Source organism: Cardinium endosymbiont of Philonthus spinipes, assembly GCF_964030745.1.
Taxonomy (GTDB): Bacteria; Bacteroidota; Bacteroidia; order Cytophagales; family Amoebophilaceae; genus Cardinium.
Genome location: NZ_OZ034918.1, coordinates 163,974 through 184,369, shown reverse-complemented (window position 1 = coordinate 184,369; position 20,396 = coordinate 163,974). Strand labels below are relative to the sequence as shown.

At 39.9% G+C, this 20,396-nt stretch carries 17 protein-coding genes; 5 read left to right on the top strand and 12 right to left on the bottom strand.

Translation table 11 applies throughout. The annotated features are described in order from the left end of the window. The first annotated feature begins 7 nt into the window (after nt 1-7). The 5 genes from AAHM81_RS00745 to AAHM81_RS00725 all read left to right on the top strand — a co-directional run bounded on the left by AAHM81_RS00745 (nt 8) and on the right by AAHM81_RS00725 (nt 6,520). Entirely contained in the window at nt 8-2,515 is a 2,508-nt protein-coding gene (locus tag AAHM81_RS00745) for a DNA gyrase/topoisomerase IV subunit A (protein WP_342265465.1), read from the top strand. A 79-nt stretch (nt 2,516-2,594) separates the two neighbouring features. Next, on the top strand, nt 2,595-3,344 hold the full coding sequence (locus tag AAHM81_RS00740) for a hypothetical protein (protein WP_342265464.1): 750 nt from the start codon (nt 2,595-2,597) through the stop codon (nt 3,342-3,344). 53 nt (nt 3,345-3,397) lie between these two features. Beyond that, nucleotides 3,398-4,273: a hypothetical protein gene (locus AAHM81_RS00735; protein ID WP_342265463.1), complete on the top strand. Its 876-nt coding sequence runs from the start codon at nt 3,398-3,400 to the stop codon at nt 4,271-4,273. A 236-nt stretch (nt 4,274-4,509) separates the two neighbouring features. Continuing rightward, entirely contained in the window at nt 4,510-5,058 is a 549-nt protein-coding gene (gene rfbC / locus AAHM81_RS00730; RefSeq protein WP_342265462.1) for a dTDP-4-dehydrorhamnose 3,5-epimerase, read from the top strand. A gap of 433 nt (nt 5,059-5,491) precedes the next feature. Next, entirely contained in the window at nt 5,492-6,520 is a 1,029-nt protein-coding gene (locus AAHM81_RS00725; RefSeq protein WP_342264943.1) for an IS5 family transposase, read from the top strand. Between the two features lie 147 nt (nt 6,521-6,667). On the opposite strand, the gene AAHM81_RS00720 is transcribed toward AAHM81_RS00725, so the two are convergent. The 12 genes from AAHM81_RS00720 to dapF all read right to left on the bottom strand — a co-directional run bounded on the left by AAHM81_RS00720 (nt 6,668) and on the right by dapF (nt 20,159). After that, nucleotides 6,668-6,829 carry a hypothetical protein gene (locus tag AAHM81_RS00720; RefSeq protein WP_342265461.1) on the bottom strand — a complete coding sequence of 54 codons (162 nt, stop codon included), beginning with the start codon at nt 6,827-6,829 and terminating at the stop codon, nt 6,668-6,670. Nucleotides 6,830-6,945: 116 nt separating this feature from the next. After that, nucleotides 6,946-7,218 carry a hypothetical protein gene (locus AAHM81_RS00715; RefSeq protein WP_342264990.1) on the bottom strand — a complete coding sequence of 91 codons (273 nt, stop codon included), beginning with the start codon at nt 7,216-7,218 and terminating at the stop codon, nt 6,946-6,948. A gap of 848 nt (nt 7,219-8,066) precedes the next feature. Then, nucleotides 8,067-9,116, bottom strand: coding sequence for a hypothetical protein (locus AAHM81_RS00710; protein ID WP_342265460.1), 1,050 nt, complete (start codon nt 9,114-9,116; stop codon nt 8,067-8,069). A 92-nt stretch (nt 9,117-9,208) separates the two neighbouring features. Next, nucleotides 9,209-10,327 carry a glycosyltransferase family 61 protein gene (locus tag AAHM81_RS00705; RefSeq protein ID WP_342265459.1) on the bottom strand — a complete coding sequence of 373 codons (1,119 nt, stop codon included), beginning with the start codon at nt 10,325-10,327 and terminating at the stop codon, nt 9,209-9,211. An 818-nt stretch (nt 10,328-11,145) separates the two neighbouring features. Further along, nucleotides 11,146-12,006 carry a DMT family transporter gene (locus AAHM81_RS00700; RefSeq protein ID WP_342265458.1) on the bottom strand — a complete coding sequence of 287 codons (861 nt, stop codon included), beginning with the start codon at nt 12,004-12,006 and terminating at the stop codon, nt 11,146-11,148. A gap of 30 nt (nt 12,007-12,036) precedes the next feature. After that, nucleotides 12,037-12,963: a thioredoxin-disulfide reductase gene (gene trxB / locus AAHM81_RS00695; RefSeq protein ID WP_342265457.1), complete on the bottom strand. Its 927-nt coding sequence runs from the start codon at nt 12,961-12,963 to the stop codon at nt 12,037-12,039. A 108-nt stretch (nt 12,964-13,071) separates the two neighbouring features. Beyond that, nucleotides 13,072-13,935, bottom strand: coding sequence for an RNA polymerase sigma factor RpoD/SigA (locus AAHM81_RS00690; RefSeq protein ID WP_342265456.1), 864 nt, complete (start codon nt 13,933-13,935; stop codon nt 13,072-13,074). Nucleotides 13,936-14,011: 76 nt separating this feature from the next. Continuing rightward, on the bottom strand, nt 14,012-16,147 hold the full coding sequence (locus tag AAHM81_RS00685; RefSeq protein ID WP_342265455.1) for a polyribonucleotide nucleotidyltransferase: 2,136 nt from the start codon (nt 16,145-16,147) through the stop codon (nt 14,012-14,014). Nucleotides 16,148-16,298: 151 nt separating this feature from the next. After that, complete coding sequence (rpsO, locus tag AAHM81_RS00680; protein ID WP_342265454.1) at nt 16,299-16,619, bottom strand: 30S ribosomal protein S15; 321 nt, start codon at nt 16,617-16,619, stop codon at nt 16,299-16,301. Nucleotides 16,620-16,706: 87 nt separating this feature from the next. Then, nucleotides 16,707-18,041 (bottom strand): signal recognition particle protein, encoded by a 1,335-nt coding sequence (gene ffh / locus AAHM81_RS00675; RefSeq protein ID WP_342265453.1) that lies wholly within the window; start codon nt 18,039-18,041, stop codon nt 16,707-16,709. Between the two features lie 28 nt (nt 18,042-18,069). Further along, complete coding sequence (locus tag AAHM81_RS00670) at nt 18,070-19,302, bottom strand: pitrilysin family protein (protein ID WP_342265452.1); 1,233 nt, start codon at nt 19,300-19,302, stop codon at nt 18,070-18,072. Between the two features lie 38 nt (nt 19,303-19,340). Further along, nucleotides 19,341-20,159: a diaminopimelate epimerase gene (gene dapF / locus AAHM81_RS00665; protein ID WP_342265451.1), complete on the bottom strand. Its 819-nt coding sequence runs from the start codon at nt 20,157-20,159 to the stop codon at nt 19,341-19,343. Nucleotides 20,160-20,396: the final 237 nt, after the last annotated feature.

Genomic DNA, 20,396 nt, shown 5'->3' with positions numbered 1-20,396 from the left:
AAAAATTATGCACCAAACACCTGACGATGCAAACGGTTCTAATAGCCCCGATCATAAAACAGCTGCACTTGACCTGCTCCCTATGGAGGGAATGTATGAGCAGTGGTTTTTGGAATATGCCTCTTATGTAATTTTAGAGCGAGCTGTGCCTGCTATAGAAGATGGCCTGAAGCCTGTTCAGCGTCGGATTCTTCATGCCATGCAGCTGATTGATGATGGCCGTTACAACAAAGTAGCCAATATTGTAGGGCAGACCATGCAATACCATCCTCATGGAGATGCATCTATTACAGAAGCCATTGTAGCAATAGGACAAAAAGAATTGCTAATAGACACCCAGGGGAATTGGGGAGACCTAAGAACCGGAGACAGTGCTGCTGCTGCCCGTTATATAGAAGCCCGTCTGGCTCCATTTGGTAAGGAAATTTTGTATAGTCCACAGATTACAACCTGGCAGCTCTCTTACGATGGCAGAAAAAAAGAGCCCCGTACCCTACCTGTTAAATTTCCTTTATTGCTTGCACAAGGTGTAGAAGGCATTGCAGTAGGGTTGGCCACTAAGATTCTGCCCCATAATTTTATAGAATTGGTCGAAGCTGCTATAGATCTACTGAAAGGCAAACCGGTTAGCTTGTTTCCAGACTTTCCCACAGGTGGATTGGCAGATTGCACCCACTACCATGCAGGCAAAAGAGGGGGGAAGGTTCGCCTGCGCGCCCGTATAGAAATCCAGGATCAGCAAACATTGTCTATTACCCAAATACCTTATGGAACCACTACTACGAGTTTAATTGATTCTATTCTAAAAGCCCATGAAAAAGGGAAGATAAAAATTAAAAATGTAGTGGATAACACTGCAGAAAATATTGAGATTCTTGTCCATTTACTCCCTGGTCAACTGGCAGAAACCGTTATAGATGCGCTCTATCTTTTTACAGATTGTGAAGTAAGCTATGCACCTAATGCTTGTGTCATTCAGGATGAAAAACCGGTTTTTGTAACGGTTCATGAGCTTTTGGCCTATACAGTAGCCCGTACGACTGATTTGCTTGAACAAGAGTTGCTTTTAGAACAACAAGCATTAAAAGAAAAGTTATTTTTTGCCAGTTTGGAGAAAATATTTATTGAAAACCGTATCTATAGGGAGATAGAGTCGTCTACAACCTGGGAGGAGGTATTGATGACCATAGCAAGCCATTTAGAGCCCTATGATTTAGGTCGGCCTATTGTAGAAGCAGATTTGGTCCGTTTAACAGAGATTAAAATCAAACGCATCTCACAATATGATAGCCTGCGTGCCGAGGAAACCTTAACCCAGCTTCAATCCGATTTAGCCACTACTAGGCATCATTTGCAACATCTAAAGGACTATACCATAGCCTGGTATAGCCGCTTGCTTGAAAAATATGGCAAAGGACGGGAAAGAAAAACTATTTTAACCAGTTTTGATCCTATTGAGGCTCAAGATGTAATGGTTAAGCAATACAAGCTGTATGTAAACCGTAAACAAGGTTTTATAGGTTATGGCCTTAAAGGAGAAGAATTTGTCGAGGCTTGCTCAGATATAGATGATGTCATCGCAATATGCAAAGATGGCAAATATGTCATTACTAAAATAGCCGATAAGCTTTTTGTAGGAAAAGATATTATATATGTCTCTGTTTATGACAAAAAAGACAGCAGCCGTTGTTATAACCTAATTTATGTAGATGGTGCTACTGGAATTGCCTTTGCCAAACGATTTCAAGTATTGGCTATTACACGCGATAAAACCTATGATGTAACCTTAGGCACACCAGGCTCTCGAGTCGTTTATCTAAGTGTCCATCCCAATGGAGCAGCAGATATCGTTACCATTTTGCTTTCTCCTATCAGCAGGACCACTAAAAAGAAATTTGAGTTTAACTTTGCTAATTTATCTATAAAAGGCCGTGCTGCTAAAGGTAATATGGTAACCAAACATGCCATTTATAAGGTGCAACGAAAAGGGAAAAGTCGTTCTATACCAGCTGAAGTAGCGCTCTGGTATGATCCCTCCACAGGCCGAATAGCCCCCCAGGGAAGCGGACAATTACTCGGCCTTTTTGGTCCAACAGATAAAATACTTGTAGTGTTTAAAGAAGGAGATTATCTGGTGACTACCTATCCACTTACCTTTCAACCCATACCTGAGCAGATTGCTCTTATAGAGCCATTAAGAGATTGCCATTTGCTTTCAGTAGTCTATTACCATACCATACAGGAAAATTATTTTGTAAAACGCTTTGCGGTAGATGTGCGGGTTTTAGATAAACGCTATAATCTCTTTCTTTCAGAATCAGATGTTTGTGTTTTAAAACTGGTTACCTCCTCTGCAACACCTAAATTACAACTCCATTATTGTATAGACCCTACTGGTAACGATAAACGATCTATTATGTATGATTTGGAAAAAGTCGCTATTAAAACGATTAAAGCAAAGGGGACCCGTCTTTCAAAGTATAGGATTATAGAAGTATCGTTATGGAATGAATAATTTTTATATTTTGATTTTCAGATTTTTGGTTTAGATATGCATCACACCAGTTCAAGAATGTTCATTTGTACATACTAATATGAAAAAGACAATACAAAAAATTACAGGGCTTATTGCGTTATCAGTAGGGTTGGCAAGCCAAGTGCCAGTTTTTGCTGCAGCAGATCAGGTTGGCCAGAAACAGTCGGGTATACATGAAGATTTTCCTTGGCGTATTGGTGTAAAACTATGGCACAAGCATCCTATCAAAACGGTTATGGACCGTTTGTCTGGAGGCTTAGAATTTGCCCTTGGTCCATTTATAGAGTGGAAACCATTCGATAGCTTGGGCATTCAGACTGGTGTACTCTATAGTTACAACGATTTGGCTACAGCCGGTTTTAATTGGCAGATGCGCGTAGTCAGTGGCTGGTCTGGTAAGCCTAAAAAAAGTATAAAAAATGCATCCAACACTATAGATATAGATCGGGTTAAATTTGATGCTATTAGTATTCCATTGTCTATTCGGTTCTATCCAGGCAGTGGTCAGCAACTTGCGTTATATATAGGGACTCGTTTGCTCATTCCTGTATTGAAAGCAAAACAAATTTGCTATGGTTTTATCTCTTGTAATAATGGGCATAAAGCTAAGTTATTTGAGTGGATCAACCAGGAAATGGAGTTTTTTAAAGACAAATCAAGTAAACAATTGGCTCATGACCTTGAGATTAAGTCTCATGTAACTTGGGATTTGGGATTTGATTATAGTACCAAGTTTGGTCTTATAGTAGGCATGAATGGATTCGGGCTTATGTTAGGCTATGATTGTACCAGACATTGGCTTAAATGAACCATAACTTACATATTTATGGAATATAGCATATGCATGGTATTTGAATTGGAATGGTAAAAAAAATAGAAAGGTTTACATTGTTGGTTGGCTTATGGATAGGGTGGGTAGGTCATCATGCAGTTTTGGCTATAGAGCCTTCTACCGACTTAGCAGCGCAAAATAATTTTTTTGGTAAAAATGGACGATCTAGTTTCCATATTGGTATAAAAGGTTGGGTCAAAGGGACTAAAAAGGTTATTGAGCAGCATTGGGCGCTTGGTGGTGAACTGGCCATTGGACCTCTTGTAGAGTGGCATCCTTTAAATGGAATAGCACTGCAAACTGGCTTGCTCTATAGTTATAACTACTTTTTTACGATAGATTTTTCTGTTGATCGCAAGAAGTTATTGGATGCAGGTTTATACTCTTTTGGCCATCGTTTGATAGCTGCTATTAATGGCTTATCGGCTAAAAAAGAAGGTTATATAGCCCATACTGGTTTGGACAGTATAGCATTTCATGCCATCAGTCTACCTTTATTTATTCGATTCTATCCAGAAAAGAGCCGGAAGTTGGTATGCTATGGAGGCCCCCGCTTCCTATTGTTATGTGCTGGTATAGATAGAAGAAAACATTGTCCTATTCATATTGACACCTCTATCATCAAAAACATATTTTATGACGCCCTCAAAAATGGAAAAGCTATTGCTGATGAACGTGGTATTACGGTTCAGGATATACAAAATATAGCTCAGGGAGGAGTATTCGACATATATCATTCTATTTTTAATATTAAGCCTGACAGGGTGCAAAACGAACTACTTCCTAACCAGGTCTACATTTGGGATTTGATTTGGGATTTTGGAGTGGAGTTTAGAGGCAGTTCTGGATTGATGATAGGTGTCAATGGGTTGGGCATTGTATTGGGGTATGATTTTATAAATTAAAGGAATGTGTATTTTACTTTTTTCTTGATAAAGAAGTAAGCAAAAAATCAAGCCCTGATGCAAAAAGTTGCAGAAAGCACAGCTTACAGATGGAAAAACACGAGCCCCATTTTAGCTCTCTCTGCAGCTGTTTTTCTTGTCATCTGTAAGCTGCACTTTCTAATTGCAACTTTTTACAAGGCGCGTTTTTTTTCGTAGCATTTCCATAGCACTAAAATGGATACTACAGATAAATCATGCAAATAGAAGCACAATATCTTTCAGGTCTTTTACTGCTTAGGCCTACTGTATATTATGACAGCAGGGGGTATTTTTTTGAAACCTACCATAGAGAAAGATACAAACAGAAAGGATTAGACATTTCTTTTATACAGGATAATCAATCATTATCTAAAAAAGGAACGGTTCGTGGGCTCCACTATCAATTGGCGCCCTATGCACAAGCCAAATTGGTTCGTGTGGTGCAGGGGGTGATATGGGATGTAGTAGTAGACTTGCGCAAAGGCATGCATACCTTTGGAAAGTGGCAAGGTTTTTTGCTCTCTTCAGACAATCAGCATCAGCTTTTTGTTCCTAAAGGCTTTGCCCATGGCTTTATAGCCTTAAGTGACCAGGCAATAGTAGCCTATAAGTGTGACGCCTATCATTACCCAGAGGCAGAGCAGGGCATTTATTTTCAAGATCCTACCTTAGGTATTCCTTGGGAAGATTATGCAAAACCCCAAGTTATTTCAGCAAAAGATGCAGCGTGGCCGTTATTGCAAGAGGCAGTCTATAATTTTTAAGGTATCTATTCACGCCTGTGGTTGGGGCCCCTTATCTCCTTCGATAAAAAGTCTGGCCCGATAGTAAATAGCTGAATCGATATCTTTTTCAGCGGGAAAATCGTAAACTCAGCCCGCTTCGCGGGCTTCAAACAGACGATTTTCTAATCCGCTGAAAAAGATATCGCTCAGGTGTTAATGTTTTACTAGAGCGCCATTTTTTATCGAAGGAGACGTTGGGCTGATAATGATAAGAAAATCTATTGTGGCCGCCGATAAAGGAATGCGGCGCTTCAGTAAAGCGGAAGTCTTTAAACAATCTGAGGCCGTTGCAATAGACCTTTACGATTTGCCATAAAAAGTATCTTTTTATTTTTTAGAAGAAGGTAAAAAAAGGTTAAATTCTATTGATTTTTTTAGGTATTGATGCTTAAAACTTTTAATAATATTGTGTATGTCGCTCAAGCAAACTAAGCAATTAAGTTTTTCAGATATTTCCGCCAATAAGCGTAAGTGCAAACACACTTTCTTTGATCAAATCAACAAGCTAGTTAATTGGTCAGTAGTAGAAAAAGCACTCCGATTACATTATCCTAAAGGTTTACGTTTATCAGGCAAACCGGCCTATAGTCCTCTGCTTCTATTCAAAATGCTATTGCTACAGACGTGGTATGGCTTGAGCGACTATGCAGTCGAAGAAGAAGTGAATGATCGTATCACTTTTAGCAGATTTTGTGGTATTTCGATGGATAGTTCTGTTCCAGATCATAGTGTACTAAGTAGATTTAGAACTACCCTTACAGAGAAGAATGCTTTAGAAAAGTTATTGCATATCATTAATAATCAGCTATCTGATCATGGTGTATTGGTTCAAAACGGTTCAGCAGCTGTAGATGCTTCTATTACCCCTACCCCTAGACGCCCTAAAGGTAAAAAAAGCTACGATCTGCATGAAGATGGAACCATAACCACAGCTGAAAGTTATCAAAAAGGAGTAGATCCAGAAGCAAGTTGGATAAAAAAAGGCCATCATCTCTACTATGGCTATAAGCGGCATGTTCTTGTGGAAAGCAAAGAGGGGTTGGTGCTAGCCGTAGGTACCACAAAAGCATCTAGTCATGATAGTGGGCATTTACAGGTATTATTGGATAAAGTAAGGCTAAAATCAGGCAGCAGACTCTATGCAGATAAAGGCTATAGCGGGTCGCCCAACGAAAATTTACTAAAGAAAAAGAAGTTAAAATCAGCTATTCAGAAAAAAGGGGCTAGAAACAATCCTTTATCACCCACTGCTAAACGGTTTAATAAATTAGTATCTAAAACGCGCTATAAAGTAGAACGGGTATTTGGAAGTATTAAAAGTTGGTTCCGTAGCTCAGGAGCCAGATATATAGGCCTTGCTAAAACCCATACGCAACATGTTATGGAGGCAATAGCCTATAACTTATATAGGTCCCCAAACATCATATTAAGAGGTATCTAGGGGAATGGTGTGTCCAAAATAGATTGAAAATGACTAAAAAATCAGTAAATAAATAGTTTTATACCACTATAACATCAAATATGGCAAGGAAATAACCCTGGAAGATTAATCAAAATTATACCTTCAACCTATCACAACGGCCTCAATCTATTGTTCAGCGGATTGGAAAAACAGTATCTGTTCAACGCTATGGCCATAGTAGAAAAATGCCCCTGTAAAAAGTGGGGAAATAGGCCTCATCCCTTGCAGATGCTTAGGAAAAACAGATTCCTTTGAAGCCCGCTTGCGGGCGACTTCTGTTGTATCCATTCACGCCTCTGGCTGGCCGCCTTATCTCCTTCGATAAAAAGTCTGGCCCGATAGTAAATAGCTGAATCGATATATTTTTCAGCGGGAAAATCGTGAACTCAGCCCGCAAGCGGGCTTCAAACAGACGATTTTCTAATCCGCTGAAAAAGATATCGCTCAGGGGTTAGTGTTTTACTAGAGCGCCATTTTTTTATCGAAGGAGACGCGGGGGCTGGTAATGGACTAGCCACTTGTTTTTTCAGCCAAACGTAGCGTATGCGTTTAACGCTATGTCCATAGTAGAAAAATGCCCCTGTAAAAAGTGGGGAAATAGGCCTCATCCCTTGCAGATGATTAGGAAAAACAGATTCCTTTGAAGCCCGCGCAGCGGGCGACTTCTGTTTTTCCATCTGTAAGGGGTGAGGTCCCCCAACTTTTTACCGAGGGCTTGATTTTTTGTCCACTTTTTTATCAAGAAAAAAGTGGAATACAATTCATTATTAACCAGTGACGTGAATAGATACCTTCTGTTTTTCCATCTGTAAGGGGTGGGTTCCGGAACTTTTTGCCGAGGGCTTGATTTTTTGTCCACTTTTTTATCAAGAAAAAAGTGGAATACAATTCATTATTAACCAGTGACGTGAATAGATACGTTTTACTTATTCATCTGCTTACTAAGCGCTTCTCTGTTTACTATTTCATATGCCCAACTATCTATCATTTAAATCTTGGGCATACCTGGTTTTATCTACATAATAGCCTGTTTCAATCACTGATTTAACATCTGAATAGCCAATAGGCAGTGCATCTATCTTACGCATCATTTTATCTCCTTATATTGATGATTGGTTATAAACCAAACTATACCAAGACGAATATAGGGTAAAATTTGGATGTGTGAATTTTTGGATCGGTATACTTTATTTATTGGTACAGAAAAGAGTGTAGAATAGGACGGTATCGGGTCTAGGTGATGCATACTCAATGCCGTCAACTTAAGAGAGATTGTAAATCTTTACATATTATTATATATGTAAAAACCAGTTATATATAATATATAGTCCCTTATCAGCTCCACGTCTCCTTCGATAAAAAATGGCGTTCTAGTAAAACACGAACACCTGAGCGATATGTACTATCGGGCCAGACTTTTTATCGAAGGAGATAAGGAGACCAGCTACAGTGGATAGATACCTTGCCTTAATAATATGGGGTATCAAATATCCTTGCAATAGGCCTTAAGTGGATTTTAAGGCGATCAAGGGAGAGTGGGATATAATTTTTTATCATTAATAAGTCCATGTTGATCATAGTTTGGGGGCCAAGGAGCATCTAGCCGCTCAGTAGTGAATTGGGGGGCATATTCTTGTTTTGGATATAAGTTTGTTTCTGCATTAGTAGATTTATCTGACTTGTTATTTTGTTCCTCTATTATTTTAATAATGAGCCTCAAATGGTTGATCTCATAATTTATAATGCCTTTTTTTATGAAAAGATTTTTTAGCTGTTTTGCCTTATCGTTAGCAGATAATCCTGAATTCACAAGTGTTACCTTTTTTTCTTCCTCTATTTCTTTTTCTTCTTGTTCTAATTTGTTTAGTCTAACATGAAACTTATACATATGTCCTTTTTGTAACCATGATGACAGTATATATTTTAAATCAGTGATTTTATTTGAATAAAATCTTCTCATTTTTTGTTTCATTGATGGATTTTTATCTAAATCATTTAGCACAGCGCTATTAAATATGGAGTTGCATCCTTGGTTAGAATCAGCGTATCCATTATGTGGAAAATAATCAAGATTGGGTGAGAAATGACTATTTTGTGGATCCCTAGTGTATGCGGGAGGAGGGTCATATGCGGATTCAGGAGCGCTTGGCTGAGGGTTATGGTCATAGCCATAAGGATGATAAAAATTTTGGATTTTGTCTTGTCCTTCTAGGTTGTGTTGCCCTGCTACCAGTTCTTTTTCTTGCTCTTCTTGCTCTTCTTTTTCTAACCTTTGTTGTTCTGCTTCCAATATTTCTTTTATCTTTTTTTTTAGGTCTTCATCCTCTTCCCCTGCATCATTACCCTCTTCTTTACCAGAATCATCTAAAGAACCTTTAGGGGAAGGATCATCAGGTTCAGCCTTTTTTGCTGGTTCCTTTGGTTCTGGTATTTCTGGAGGGGTTTTCCCTATATTGATGATTGTCGATTTATCGACGGATCCTTTACACCAATCACAACCAGTTGCTATAGTAGCGCATAAACTAAAATGTACAATAGTGTATATAATGGATCTTTTTAGTAGGGTGTGGTGCATGATAATCACTTTTATAAAGCAATGATAAAAAAATAAATAATATTTATATACTACTACTAATATCGATGACTGGTAGCAAGGAACCAGATTACTTATAGCTTTAAATTAATCCTATTAAGAAACGTTTCAAACGCTGCTATATCAACATGCATATCTTCTTCTAAATGGTCTTCAGTTACATGGTCTACATAAAAAGGATGGTATATACAATCCATTATGGCACAAAACCTTTTATAAAAACTCCTAGCCTCATCTGTACCATGATCAATTTCTATTACTTTAGTGGTTGGTTGCGCAAATATTAAATTGGCAAAACCAGATCCATGGGGACCCATAATGATTTTTGCATTGTTAAATAAATAGGCTTGCTCAAATGGATTCAGATGCTCCAAATATACAACTTTAAAACCTCTTTTCTTAAGGTAGTCAGTTAATTCCTTTTCATTAGCTATACGCCTTATGGTAGCTTGTGCCCTGGAAATATAAATTTTTTCCGAAAGTAATGACTTATTTCCCTTCAAATCAGCATAATTCAAAAAGCTGTTCCTTAAAAAAGTTTTCAGCCAACCCGGAAGGGGTCTCCCTTTACAAGGAATAAATGGAACCGATGGTACAATTAACTGTTTTGCTTGTATAATGGAATCACCATCAATTGCTAGAATTTTTTCTTTAGGAATTTGCAAAACCTTCAAAATATGGGCTAAAGCAGCTTTTTGGAAGGGGTACTTTAAATTGTTGATATAGATTTTATCAAATGTTATTTTGGATTCCTTTAAGATTTTTAGTCGAGGTAATACTTGTAGCAAAAAATGGTACCAATTTTCTTGGCCTGGTGAAGATATAACAGCAAGGTTACCTTTAAAAAATCTAGGGCTTTCATCTGCGATATTGCGCCCTTTCTTTAAAAGGCGGTGTTGATCCTTATAGGACGTCTGTGTATCTATCAGAACTTTGCCATTATTGGTCACTATTCCCCCTTCATTGACTACTACGCCATCTATAAGAGAGAGTATAAATTGACTAGAACGCTGCTCTTGGAGTAAATCTGTTTTGGTTCCTACCTCTTTTAATAGCTCATTGGCTTTTATACAGCCTGTTGGCTGGGTTATATTGGCCGCTGCAATGGGCGTAAACGACAAAGAGAGGTATATGCTAAATAGACTCAGCAAGATGTAGGCCTTAGCGCTTCTAGTGTGATGGTTGTATTGCATTTTTTTACTTACTTAATTATTTTAACATTTTGTATCTGTTCGCGCAATGGCGCGGGCTTAAGGAATTTTCCTTATTTTTTTACCTGATTATAAGTATCTATTCACGGATGCAGCTCAGCCCCTTATCTTCTTCGATAAAAAGTCTGGCCCGATAGTAAATAGCTGAATCGATATATTTTTTAGCGGGAAAATCGTGAACTCAGCCCGCAAGCGGGCTTCAAACAAACGATTTTCTAATCCGCTAAAAAATATATCGCTCAGGTGTTAGTGTTTTACTAGAGCGCCATTTTTTTATCGAAGAAGATAAGGTGGGCTGGTATTGACAAGAAAAGCTATTGTGGCCGCCGATAAAGGAATGCGGCGCTTTAGTAAAGCGGAAGTCTTTAAACAATCTGTTTTTCCCGCTGAACAATAGATTGTTTCATTGCCTTTACTGTTCGCCAAATCTTTTATCGAAGGCCACAAGTGCTACGTATACCCATGCTCCATGTAAAAAATGCTGTTCTATTTAACAATCAAAAATATTTATGTATTAAATTGACGCCATTATCTGTTCACATCACTGGTTAATATAATGAATTTTATTCCAATTTTTTCTTGATAAAGAAGTGGACAAAAAATCACGTCCTCGGCAAAAAGCTATTATCTTAATATGCAAAGTCAATATTAGTTTTTACTTGGTTAACAAACCCTCGTTTATTTTGTATAAGCTTGTGCACTGTTTCTAAAAGCTTGCGCATACAGGCTACAATTGCTACTTTTTTAGGTTTATAGTTATTTACTAGTCTATCATATTGTTAAGCCAAACAGGACGCCTACTATGCTTTTAATCTATTTTGGTAGTAGACGATAAAACAGGTGCAAGAAATAATTATGGCTGCTCCTAAACAGGTGCTGGCCGTTGGCCATTCCTGAAAAAAAAGATAGCCCAATAGGATAGAAAGGACCCACTCGGTATACTTCATCGGTGCTAAGGAAGCTACATCTGATTGCTGTAATGCTTTTAATAGGAAATAAAGAATAAGATTGCTGCCAAGGCCCAGTATGCTTGACAAGCATAGCTCAAATAGGGTAGGGCTTTCCCAATAATAGTAGGCTACTGGTAACATGCAACAAGCAGCGATCAAATTGGAAAAGAAAAGCATGGCAAGGATGGGCTCGCGTGTAATATACTTTTTATTGATAATGTCCAATGAGGCAAAAACAATGGTTGCCAATATACAGGATAAGGCTCCGCTATTATACATAGTAGGACGCAATATGAAAGCCATGCCTATACAGGTCAATAAGGTAGCCACCCATATAGGGGGAGCCACTTGCTCTTTAAGAAAGATTCTTGCCAATATCAATACAAAAATAGGATTGGTAAAGCCGATGACCGTTGCGCTGCTCATGGTTATTGCGTTGAGGCTATAGGCATATAAACCCATTGCAATGGATAAAAATAGTCCTCGAAATAGATGTAGCAGTGGCCGTTCTGTTGTAAAAGCATGACTACCTCTGTGGCACATAATAGGCACTAACACCAAACTACCAAAGGAAAAACGAAAAAAACAGATTTGGCAAGCAGTTAGCCCTGTGATTAAGTATTTGGTAACCAAATCATTCAAGCAACTTGAAAGGATGCTGAGTGATAACCAAAATAAGGATTGTAGGTAGCTGTTTTTGGGAAGATACATCTGATGTTTTAAATGACTGCTCTCTTTTTATCAATTTCTAGAGGCTTGCTGTAGAAAACGTTCTGCATCTAGTGCGGCCATGCAGCCTGTTCCAGCAGCTGTTACAGCTTGTCTATAATGGGGATCTTGAATGTCCCCAGCCGCAAAGACGCCAGGAATATTGGTTTGTGTAGTGCCTGGATTTGTTTGAATATAGCCTTGGTGGTCTACTGTTATATAGGGTAGAAAGGGCAAAGTGTTTGGTTGGTGGCCTATGGCTACAAATAAACCAGCCGCTGGTATCCTAGTAGTTGCCTCTGGATTAATGACCTCTATGGCTTCTACAGTTTCTTGGCCTATAATGTCTTTAACCTCTGTTTGAAACCAGACTTGAATCGTTGGGTTTTTCAAAACCCGTTCTTGCATAATCTTGCTGGCACGCATATGGTCTTTACGTACCAGGAGGTGAACCTGCTGGCAAAGGTTGGCTAAATAAAGCGATTCCTCTGCGGCAGTATCGCCTCCCCCCACTACTACAACAGTTTTTCCCTTAAAAAAGAAACCATCGCAAATGGCACAGGCGGAAACTCCCCTTCCATATAACCTTTTTTCTCCAGGTAAACCCAGCCATTTTGCAGAGGCGCCAGCAGCAATGATGACCGCTTTAGCAACTACCTTTTCGCCGCTGTCTAGGATCAATTCCAGCGGATAGGCAGCAAAATCCACTTTGGTAATGGTACCTGCTTTTACAATGGTGCCAAACCGTTCTGCTTGCGCTTGAAAGTCTTCCATCATGGCAGGACCCGTTATGCCATTTCTATAACCGGGGTAATTCTCTACATCTCCTGTAATGGTCAATTGACCACCTGGGTTTGGGCCTTGGTATAAAACGGGATGTAGGCCTGCCCGGGCAGCATAAATAGCAGCCGTATAACCAGCAGGCCCTCCTCCAATGATAACAAGTGGTATAGGAGACATAGGATTTATGAATAATTTTTCTAGCTGTAAGCTGTGCTTTCAGCAACTTTTTGCCGAGGAGCTTGATTTTTTGCTTACGTGCTTATCAAGAAAAACGTAAGATACAAATCACCCTAGGTAGCACTTGAGTGTTTCGCTACTAACAGCTGCTTTTAGCTTTTTAATACCCTTTTCTTTTACTTGACGCACGCGCTCTCGTGTTAACCCAAATCGGGCACCTATCTCTTCTAGGGTCAATATTTCTGTATTGTTCAGCCCAAAATAATAGCAGATCACATCACGTTCCCTAGGCGTAAGCACAGCCAATGCACGTTGGATTTCTTTACACAAGGAATCATTCATCAGCTCACTATCTGGCTTTTTTTCTACGTCGCTTTCCAATACATCTAGGAGACTATTTTCTTCACCTTGTAAAAAGGGAGCATCTACAGAAATATGGCGTCCTGCAACTTTTAACGCACCGCGTACCTCCTCGGGATCAACCTCTAAAAACTCAGCCAGTTCCTCCACAGTGGGCTCTCTTTCATACTTTTGCTCCAAGCGAGAAAAGGTTCTGGAAATTTTACTCAGCGAACTGATGCGGTTCAATGGCAGCCGTACAATTCTGGCTTGCTCAGCTAGGGCTTGCAAGATGGATTGTCTAATCCACCAAACGGCATAAGAGATAAACTTAAACCCTCTTTTTTCGTCGAACCGTTGCGCTGACTTAATCAGACCTAGGTTGCCTTCATTAATCAAATCACTTAAAGATAGCCCTTGGTTTTGATATTGCTTGGCTACAGAAACCACAAACCGAAGATTGGCCTTGGTGAGCCTTTCAAAGGCAGCTCTATCTCCCATTCTAATTTTTTTGGAAAGCTCAACCTCTTCATCTGCACTAAGTAGTGGGACCCTACCAATCTCCTGAAGGTATTTGTCTAAAGACTGACTTTCACGATTGGTGATCTGTTTGCTTATCTTCAGTTGTCTCATGGTTTGTTACGTTTAAAATAAATGTAAAAATAATACCCGGTTCAGCCAATGGCGTCAACTTAAGGAAAATATCCTATTATCCTCCAGCTGCTACCACATCCAGCAATACCTTACGAGATAACCTATATTTACCTGTTTTGGGATCTATGCCAATAAGCTTTACCTGTAACTCTTCTCCAATTTCTAATACGTCTTCTAAATTTTCAATGCGCTCTAAACGGACTTCTGAAACATGTAGAAAGCCATCCTTTCCAGGCATAAACTCTACGAATGCGCCATAGTTAAGTACAGACTTGACCTTCCCTATATATATTTCACCAATGGTTGGCTTGGCGGCAATCGTTTTGATTCTACCAGCAGCTTTTTGCAACATCTCTTGATTGCCCGCAAATATAGTCACAATGCCTTTATGGCCTTGTTCCACAATATCTATATTGGTAGAGGTCTCTTTTTGAATTTCTTGTATCACCTTGCCACCTGGCCCAATAATGGCTCCAATCATCTCTTTTTCCACCTCTATAGTGACAATTTTAGGGGCATGTGGTTTGCTATCTGGACGTGGAACAGCTATGGTTGCTTCCATTTTTTCAAGGATATGGAGCCTGCCTGCTTTGGCTTGGTGGAGCGCTTGTTCCAGCATTGCATAGGAAATACCAGCTACTTTCATATCCATTTGGCATGCTGTAATCCCCTGATGGGTGCCTGTTACCTTAAAATCCATATCGCCGATCTGATCTTCATCTCCGAGTATATCAGACAAAACGGCAAAGCGGCCTGTAGTAGGGTCTGTAATCATGCCCATAGCAATGCCTGCAACAGCTGCTTTGATGGGAATACCTGCATCCATTAGCGCTAAGGAACCAGCACAAACGGTAGCCATAGAAGAAGAGCCATTTGATTCAAGGATATCAGATACAACGCGTATGGTGTATAGATTTTCTTTATCAGGTGGTAGTACAGCTTTTAATGCCCGCATGGCTAAGTTGCCATGGCCTATTTCCCGACGAGAAGGCCCTCTGTTGGGTTTGACTTCTCCAGTAGAAAAGCCAGGAAAGTTGTAATGGAGCATAAAACGGTTGTAGCCATCTTCCATAGCTCTGTCAATGATTTGTTCATCAAACTTGCTGCCAAGGGTAACCGTGGTAAGGGATTGTGTTTCACCCCTTGTAAAGAGGGCAGAGCCATGTGCAGCGGGTAGGTAATCTATTTCAGATTCAATGGGTCTAATCTGGTCTAATAGTCTACCGTCTAAACGAACCTGCTCATTTAATACCAATGCTCGAGTGGCTTGATGTTGGAGTTCAGCTAAAAATTCCTTCTGCTGCGCAGGAACTACTTCATTGCCATTTTGATCTTTGGCAAGCTGCTCGTTGTAACGATGGGCTACCGCCATAAATGCTTCTTTTCGCAAAGCTTTTATGGGTATGTGTTGCTTGGCAACCGCATATAGATCGGCATAAATGGCCTCACGTAAGGTGGTTGAATAGGGAGATGCCGTAGCTGGATCATCAGCGGTATCTATTGTTTTACCAACTGCGTGCATAAGTTCCCGTTGCGCTTGACAGTGTACTTTAATCGCATCATGGGCATAGCGAATCGCTGCTAGCATATCTGCTTCTTGCGCTTCTTGCATCTCTCCCTCGACCATTAATATATGATCATCGCTGGCTGCTACCATCAGATTCATATCGGCTGTTTCAAGTAGATGAGCAGGGGGATTGATGACAAATAAGCCACCTACACGTGCCACACGTACTTCAGAAATAGGTCCGTGAAATGGAATAGAAGAAATAGATAGGGCAGAAGAGGCTGCTAATGCAGCAAGGGCATCTGGCAAAATGGTCTCATCAGCAGATATTAGTGATATATTTACCTGAATTTCACTATTAAACCCTTTTGGAAAAAGGGGGCGAATGGCACGATCGACCAATCTGGCGATTAAAATTTCATGGTCCCCTAGTCTGCCTTCCCGTTTTAGAAAGCCTCCCGGTATTTTACCAGAGGCAGCAAATTTTTCTTGATAGTCTACAGAAAGGGGTAAAAAAGTGGTCTCTTCTGCAGTTGCTTTGGCTACTACGGCGGCTAAAAGCATGGTATTACCCATTCGGACCAAAACAGAGCCATCAGCTTGAGTGGCTAACTTGCCCGTTTCTATAGTAATGACCCGGTTATCTGGTAACTGTATTGTTTTTGAAATGAGTTTTCTGAGCATATGGGTACAATGGAATGATGGTATACAATGGCATCAAAAGAAAGAAGGCTCATAAAACTTTTCCTATAACATCTTGATCTTTGTGTATACAACTAGATATAGGAAAAGTTTTGAAAATAACCAAATGGCACGCAATGGCAATAAGGATGCGCTACTTTCTTAAACCAAGGTTGGTAATGATATCTCTATAGCGATTCAGGTCCACTTTTTTAAGATAGGCTAATAACCTTTTGCGCTTACCGACTAACTTCAAAAGACCTAATTTTGCAGCATGATCTTTCTTTTTAACACTTAGATGTTCCGTTAAATGTTTAATCCTGTATGTAAATAATGCAATTTGTGACTCTGAAGAACCACTGTCTTGTTCAGATTTTTGAAATCCAAAGGTTTTAAAAAGATCACTTTTGTTGGAGCTATTGAATGCAAAAGCTTGTTCTTCTTGATTTTCTTTATTTTGATTGATTGGCTTCATAGTGTTTGTTACAGTAAATTTAAACTTGGCCTAGGCAAATTTAAATATAAAATCATCTATTGCCAAATTTAAATTTGGATTATATCGTTATCTTCCTTTTTTTAGAAATCCTGGTAAGCGAGCAAATAGATTGGGCCCTTGCTTATGTACTTTTTTCATCATCTTATAGATCATATCAAACTGTTTGAGCAACTGGTTAATCTCTTGGACTGTTTTCCCGCTGCCACGTGCAATGCGTTCACGCCGACTTCGATCAATAATAGGGGGATTTTGCCTTTCTCCGGGGGTCATAGAGTCTATGATTACCTCACAGCTTTTAAATAGATCATCTTCTAGAGGTAGATCTGGCATGGCATTTCCTAGACCGGGCAGCATGCTAATGATGTCTTTTAGATTGCCCATTTTTTTAATTTGTCTGATTTGCTTGGCCAAATCTTCCAAATTAAATTGATTGGTTTTAATTTTTTGCTGTAAGCTGCGTTGTTGTTCTTCATTATATATTTCTTCTGCGCGTTCTACAAAGGAGATTACATCTCCCATGCCCAGAATACGACTTGCCATACGGTCTGGGTGAAAAAGATCTAAATCTTGCATCTTTTCACCTGTACTAATAAACTTAATGGGTTTATGGACCATACTGCGAATGGAAAGCGCTGCGCCTCCACGGGCATCACCATCTAGTTTGGTTAGTACGACTCCATCAAAGTTTAGCTGTTCATTAAAAGCTTGTGCTGTGGAAACTGCTTCTTGACCAGCCATGGCATCGACTACAAAAAGGGTTTCAGAGGGCTTTAAGGCTTCTTTTAGCATACGAATCTCTTGCATCATCGTCTCGTCAATGGCCAAACGGCCTGCCGTATCTACAATGATCAAATCCATTGCTTTATGTTTGGCCTCTTGTATGGCATTTTGTGCAATGGTATAGGGGTTTTTTGTTTCGGGCTCTGTATAAACACTTACATTGAGCTGTTCGCCTAGTGTTTTGAGTTGGTCAGCTGCAGCGGGTCTATAGACGTCACAAGCTACTAAGAGCGGTGATTTATTTTTCTTTTGGTAATAATGTGCCAACTTGCCTGCTAAGGTGGTTTTTCCTGCCCCTTGTAGTCCAGCTAGTAGTATAATGGCTGGATTACCCGCTAGGCGCACTTCGGTATGCATGCCACCCATTAAATCTGTTAAGGCATCTTGGACCAATTTTGTAAAGAGCTGACCGGGCGAAATAGAGGCAATCACGTTGGCGCCAATGGCTTTTTGTTTGATCGCATCGGTTACTTGTTTGGCTACTTTGTAGTGGACATCGGCTTGTACCAAGCTTCTGCGAATTTCTTTTATAGTAGCAGCAATGTTTATCTCTGTAATACGACCTTGTCCTTTTAAGGATTTTATCGCTTTTTCTAGATTTTTACTAAGACTCTCAAACATGGTTTATGCAATTTTTGTGTCCGTTGGCTTATGACATGGTTTGATAGTAGAGCGTGTTACAATTGTGCGGTTGTAAAATCATTTCGGCAATGGTTTGCACCGCTTCTAAGTCAACTTGCCTAATATACTCAATTTTATGGTTTACCAAGTTGGTATCTCCTTGTAAAGTAGCTGTTGCCAACTCTTGTGCGCGATGTATAAGGCTTATTCGGCTAAAGGTGAGTTGTGCTTCCATTTGGTTTTTTACCTTTTCTAATGCAGTAGGGGGTGTCTCTTTGATTTGCTGCAACAGGGCTACTAAAGCGTTTTCGGCTGTTTCGAATGAAATGTTTGGGGATAGACTGCCACTAATCACCAATAGGCCTGGATCGAGTGATTCTGTAGTATAGGCCTCTATTCTGGTAAAGAGGGCTTGTTTTTCTACAAGGTTGGCATGTAGCAAGGCAGATTTACCTTCGCTTAGTAGGTGGCATAATATTTCGGCTTCCTGGTAGCCTGGCATGCCTTTTCCCGGCATATGATAGGCTTTATATAGTATGGGAAAGGGTACATCTCCTTGCACTACTTTGTGCCTAGGGCCTGTTTGTGCTGGTTCTTGCGGTAGGGATCTATGGTAAGGAGGGCCAGCTGGAATGGGTGCAAACCATTTGGTACATAATTCGGCTACTTGGGACTTGGTGACGCGTCCTGCGACTACTAAAATCGCATGGTTGGGTCTATAGAATTTGTAAAAAAAGGCTTTTACATCATCCATAGTGGCGTTTTCTATGTGGCTTAATGATTGGCCAATGGTGGGCCATCTGTAGGGATGGGTGGTATAGGCCATGTCGGTTAAGTGGTGCCATGCATCACCATAGGGTTGGTTTAGATAGTGTTCTTTGAACTCTTCTATGACTACTTTTCTTTGTACTTCGAGTGATTTTTCGTTAAAGGCGAGTCCAAGCATGCGGTCAGATTCAAGCCAAAAAGCTGTTTCTATATTTGCAGCAGGTAGGGAACAATAATAATTGGTTAGGTCTGTAGTGGTATAGGCGTTGTTTTCACCGCCTACTTGTTGCAAAGGGGTATCGTAAGTGGGAATGTTGCAGGAGCCACCAAACATTAAGTGTTCAAATAAATGGGCAAAACCTGTTTTTAGGGGGTGCTCATCGCGTGCGCCTACATCATACAGTAGGTTCATAACGGCAATATGGCTGGTTGGATCTTCATGTACAATAACTTGTAAACCATTGGACAAAGTAAATTTTTCGAAATGAATCATTGTATATTATTATAATAGCGTCAAATAAAAACAAGTCGTTATAGTCTATTCCATTCGGCAATAGGAGGCAAAGTGGTTGGATCTACTATGCCATGAAAAGATGGATAGACCTGACCACTCAGCTGAATATCAGTAAAGCGACCATCAGGCAGCTTCGTAAAGGTTACTTGTAGTGTGCCGCCTTGAGTGATGGCGGTTATAGGGCTATTTAAGCCATAATAACTACTGGAAACCAGGGCGCTGGCGGCAACGCCTGTGCCACACGACAAGGGTTCTGCTGCCAATCCGCATTCACAGGTGCGGACAAATATGGTGTCTGCTTCAGCTAATTGAAAAAAGTTCAGGTTCACGCCCTCTTTTTCAAAAGGGTGCATGTTTCTTCTTGGAAAGCCAACTATTTCCATAGGAACGGCTTGAATGGCATCTACTTGTTCTACATAGTGGCGTGTGCCATTGTTTAGGAAATAGCCTTTATCTAGAGGCTGAATTACATTTATATCCTGTAGGGTTAAGTAGACCCTGTCATTTGCTATATACCCTATGTGTGGGCCGTCTATAGCCATAAAATTGGCTTTTTTATCGACGATGCCTAGCTGGTATGCGTAGTGAAGCGCGGATCGGCTTCCATTGCCACACATCCCACCACCTTGGCTGCCATCTGCATTATAGTGCAATAGAGCAAAGTCACAACCTGCCTGTTTTTCAATGGTAATGACCCCATCTGCACCAATACCAAATTGTCGATGACAGAGTTGTTTGGTCACAACAGGGTCATATGTATAATGTTGATCTTGGAAATTATTAAGGATGATGAAATCGTTTCCGGCAGCTTGGTACTTGGCAAATGTAAGTTGCATGGAATGGCCGTTAAAGGAGACAAAACAAACGTGATAAAAAACTTTACAATATATAGATAATTTTTTGAAACTATATGGTAAAGGCGTCTGAAACGCTAGTGTATAGATGATCATGCAATGGCGTTAATTTAAGGAATTTGTCTTATTTTTTTACTCAGCACTGTGGTTGAAAACGCATTTTTTCTAGTTTTTTAAGGAACTTCATTACACGCTTGTAGTTGTGCCCCTTATCTCCTT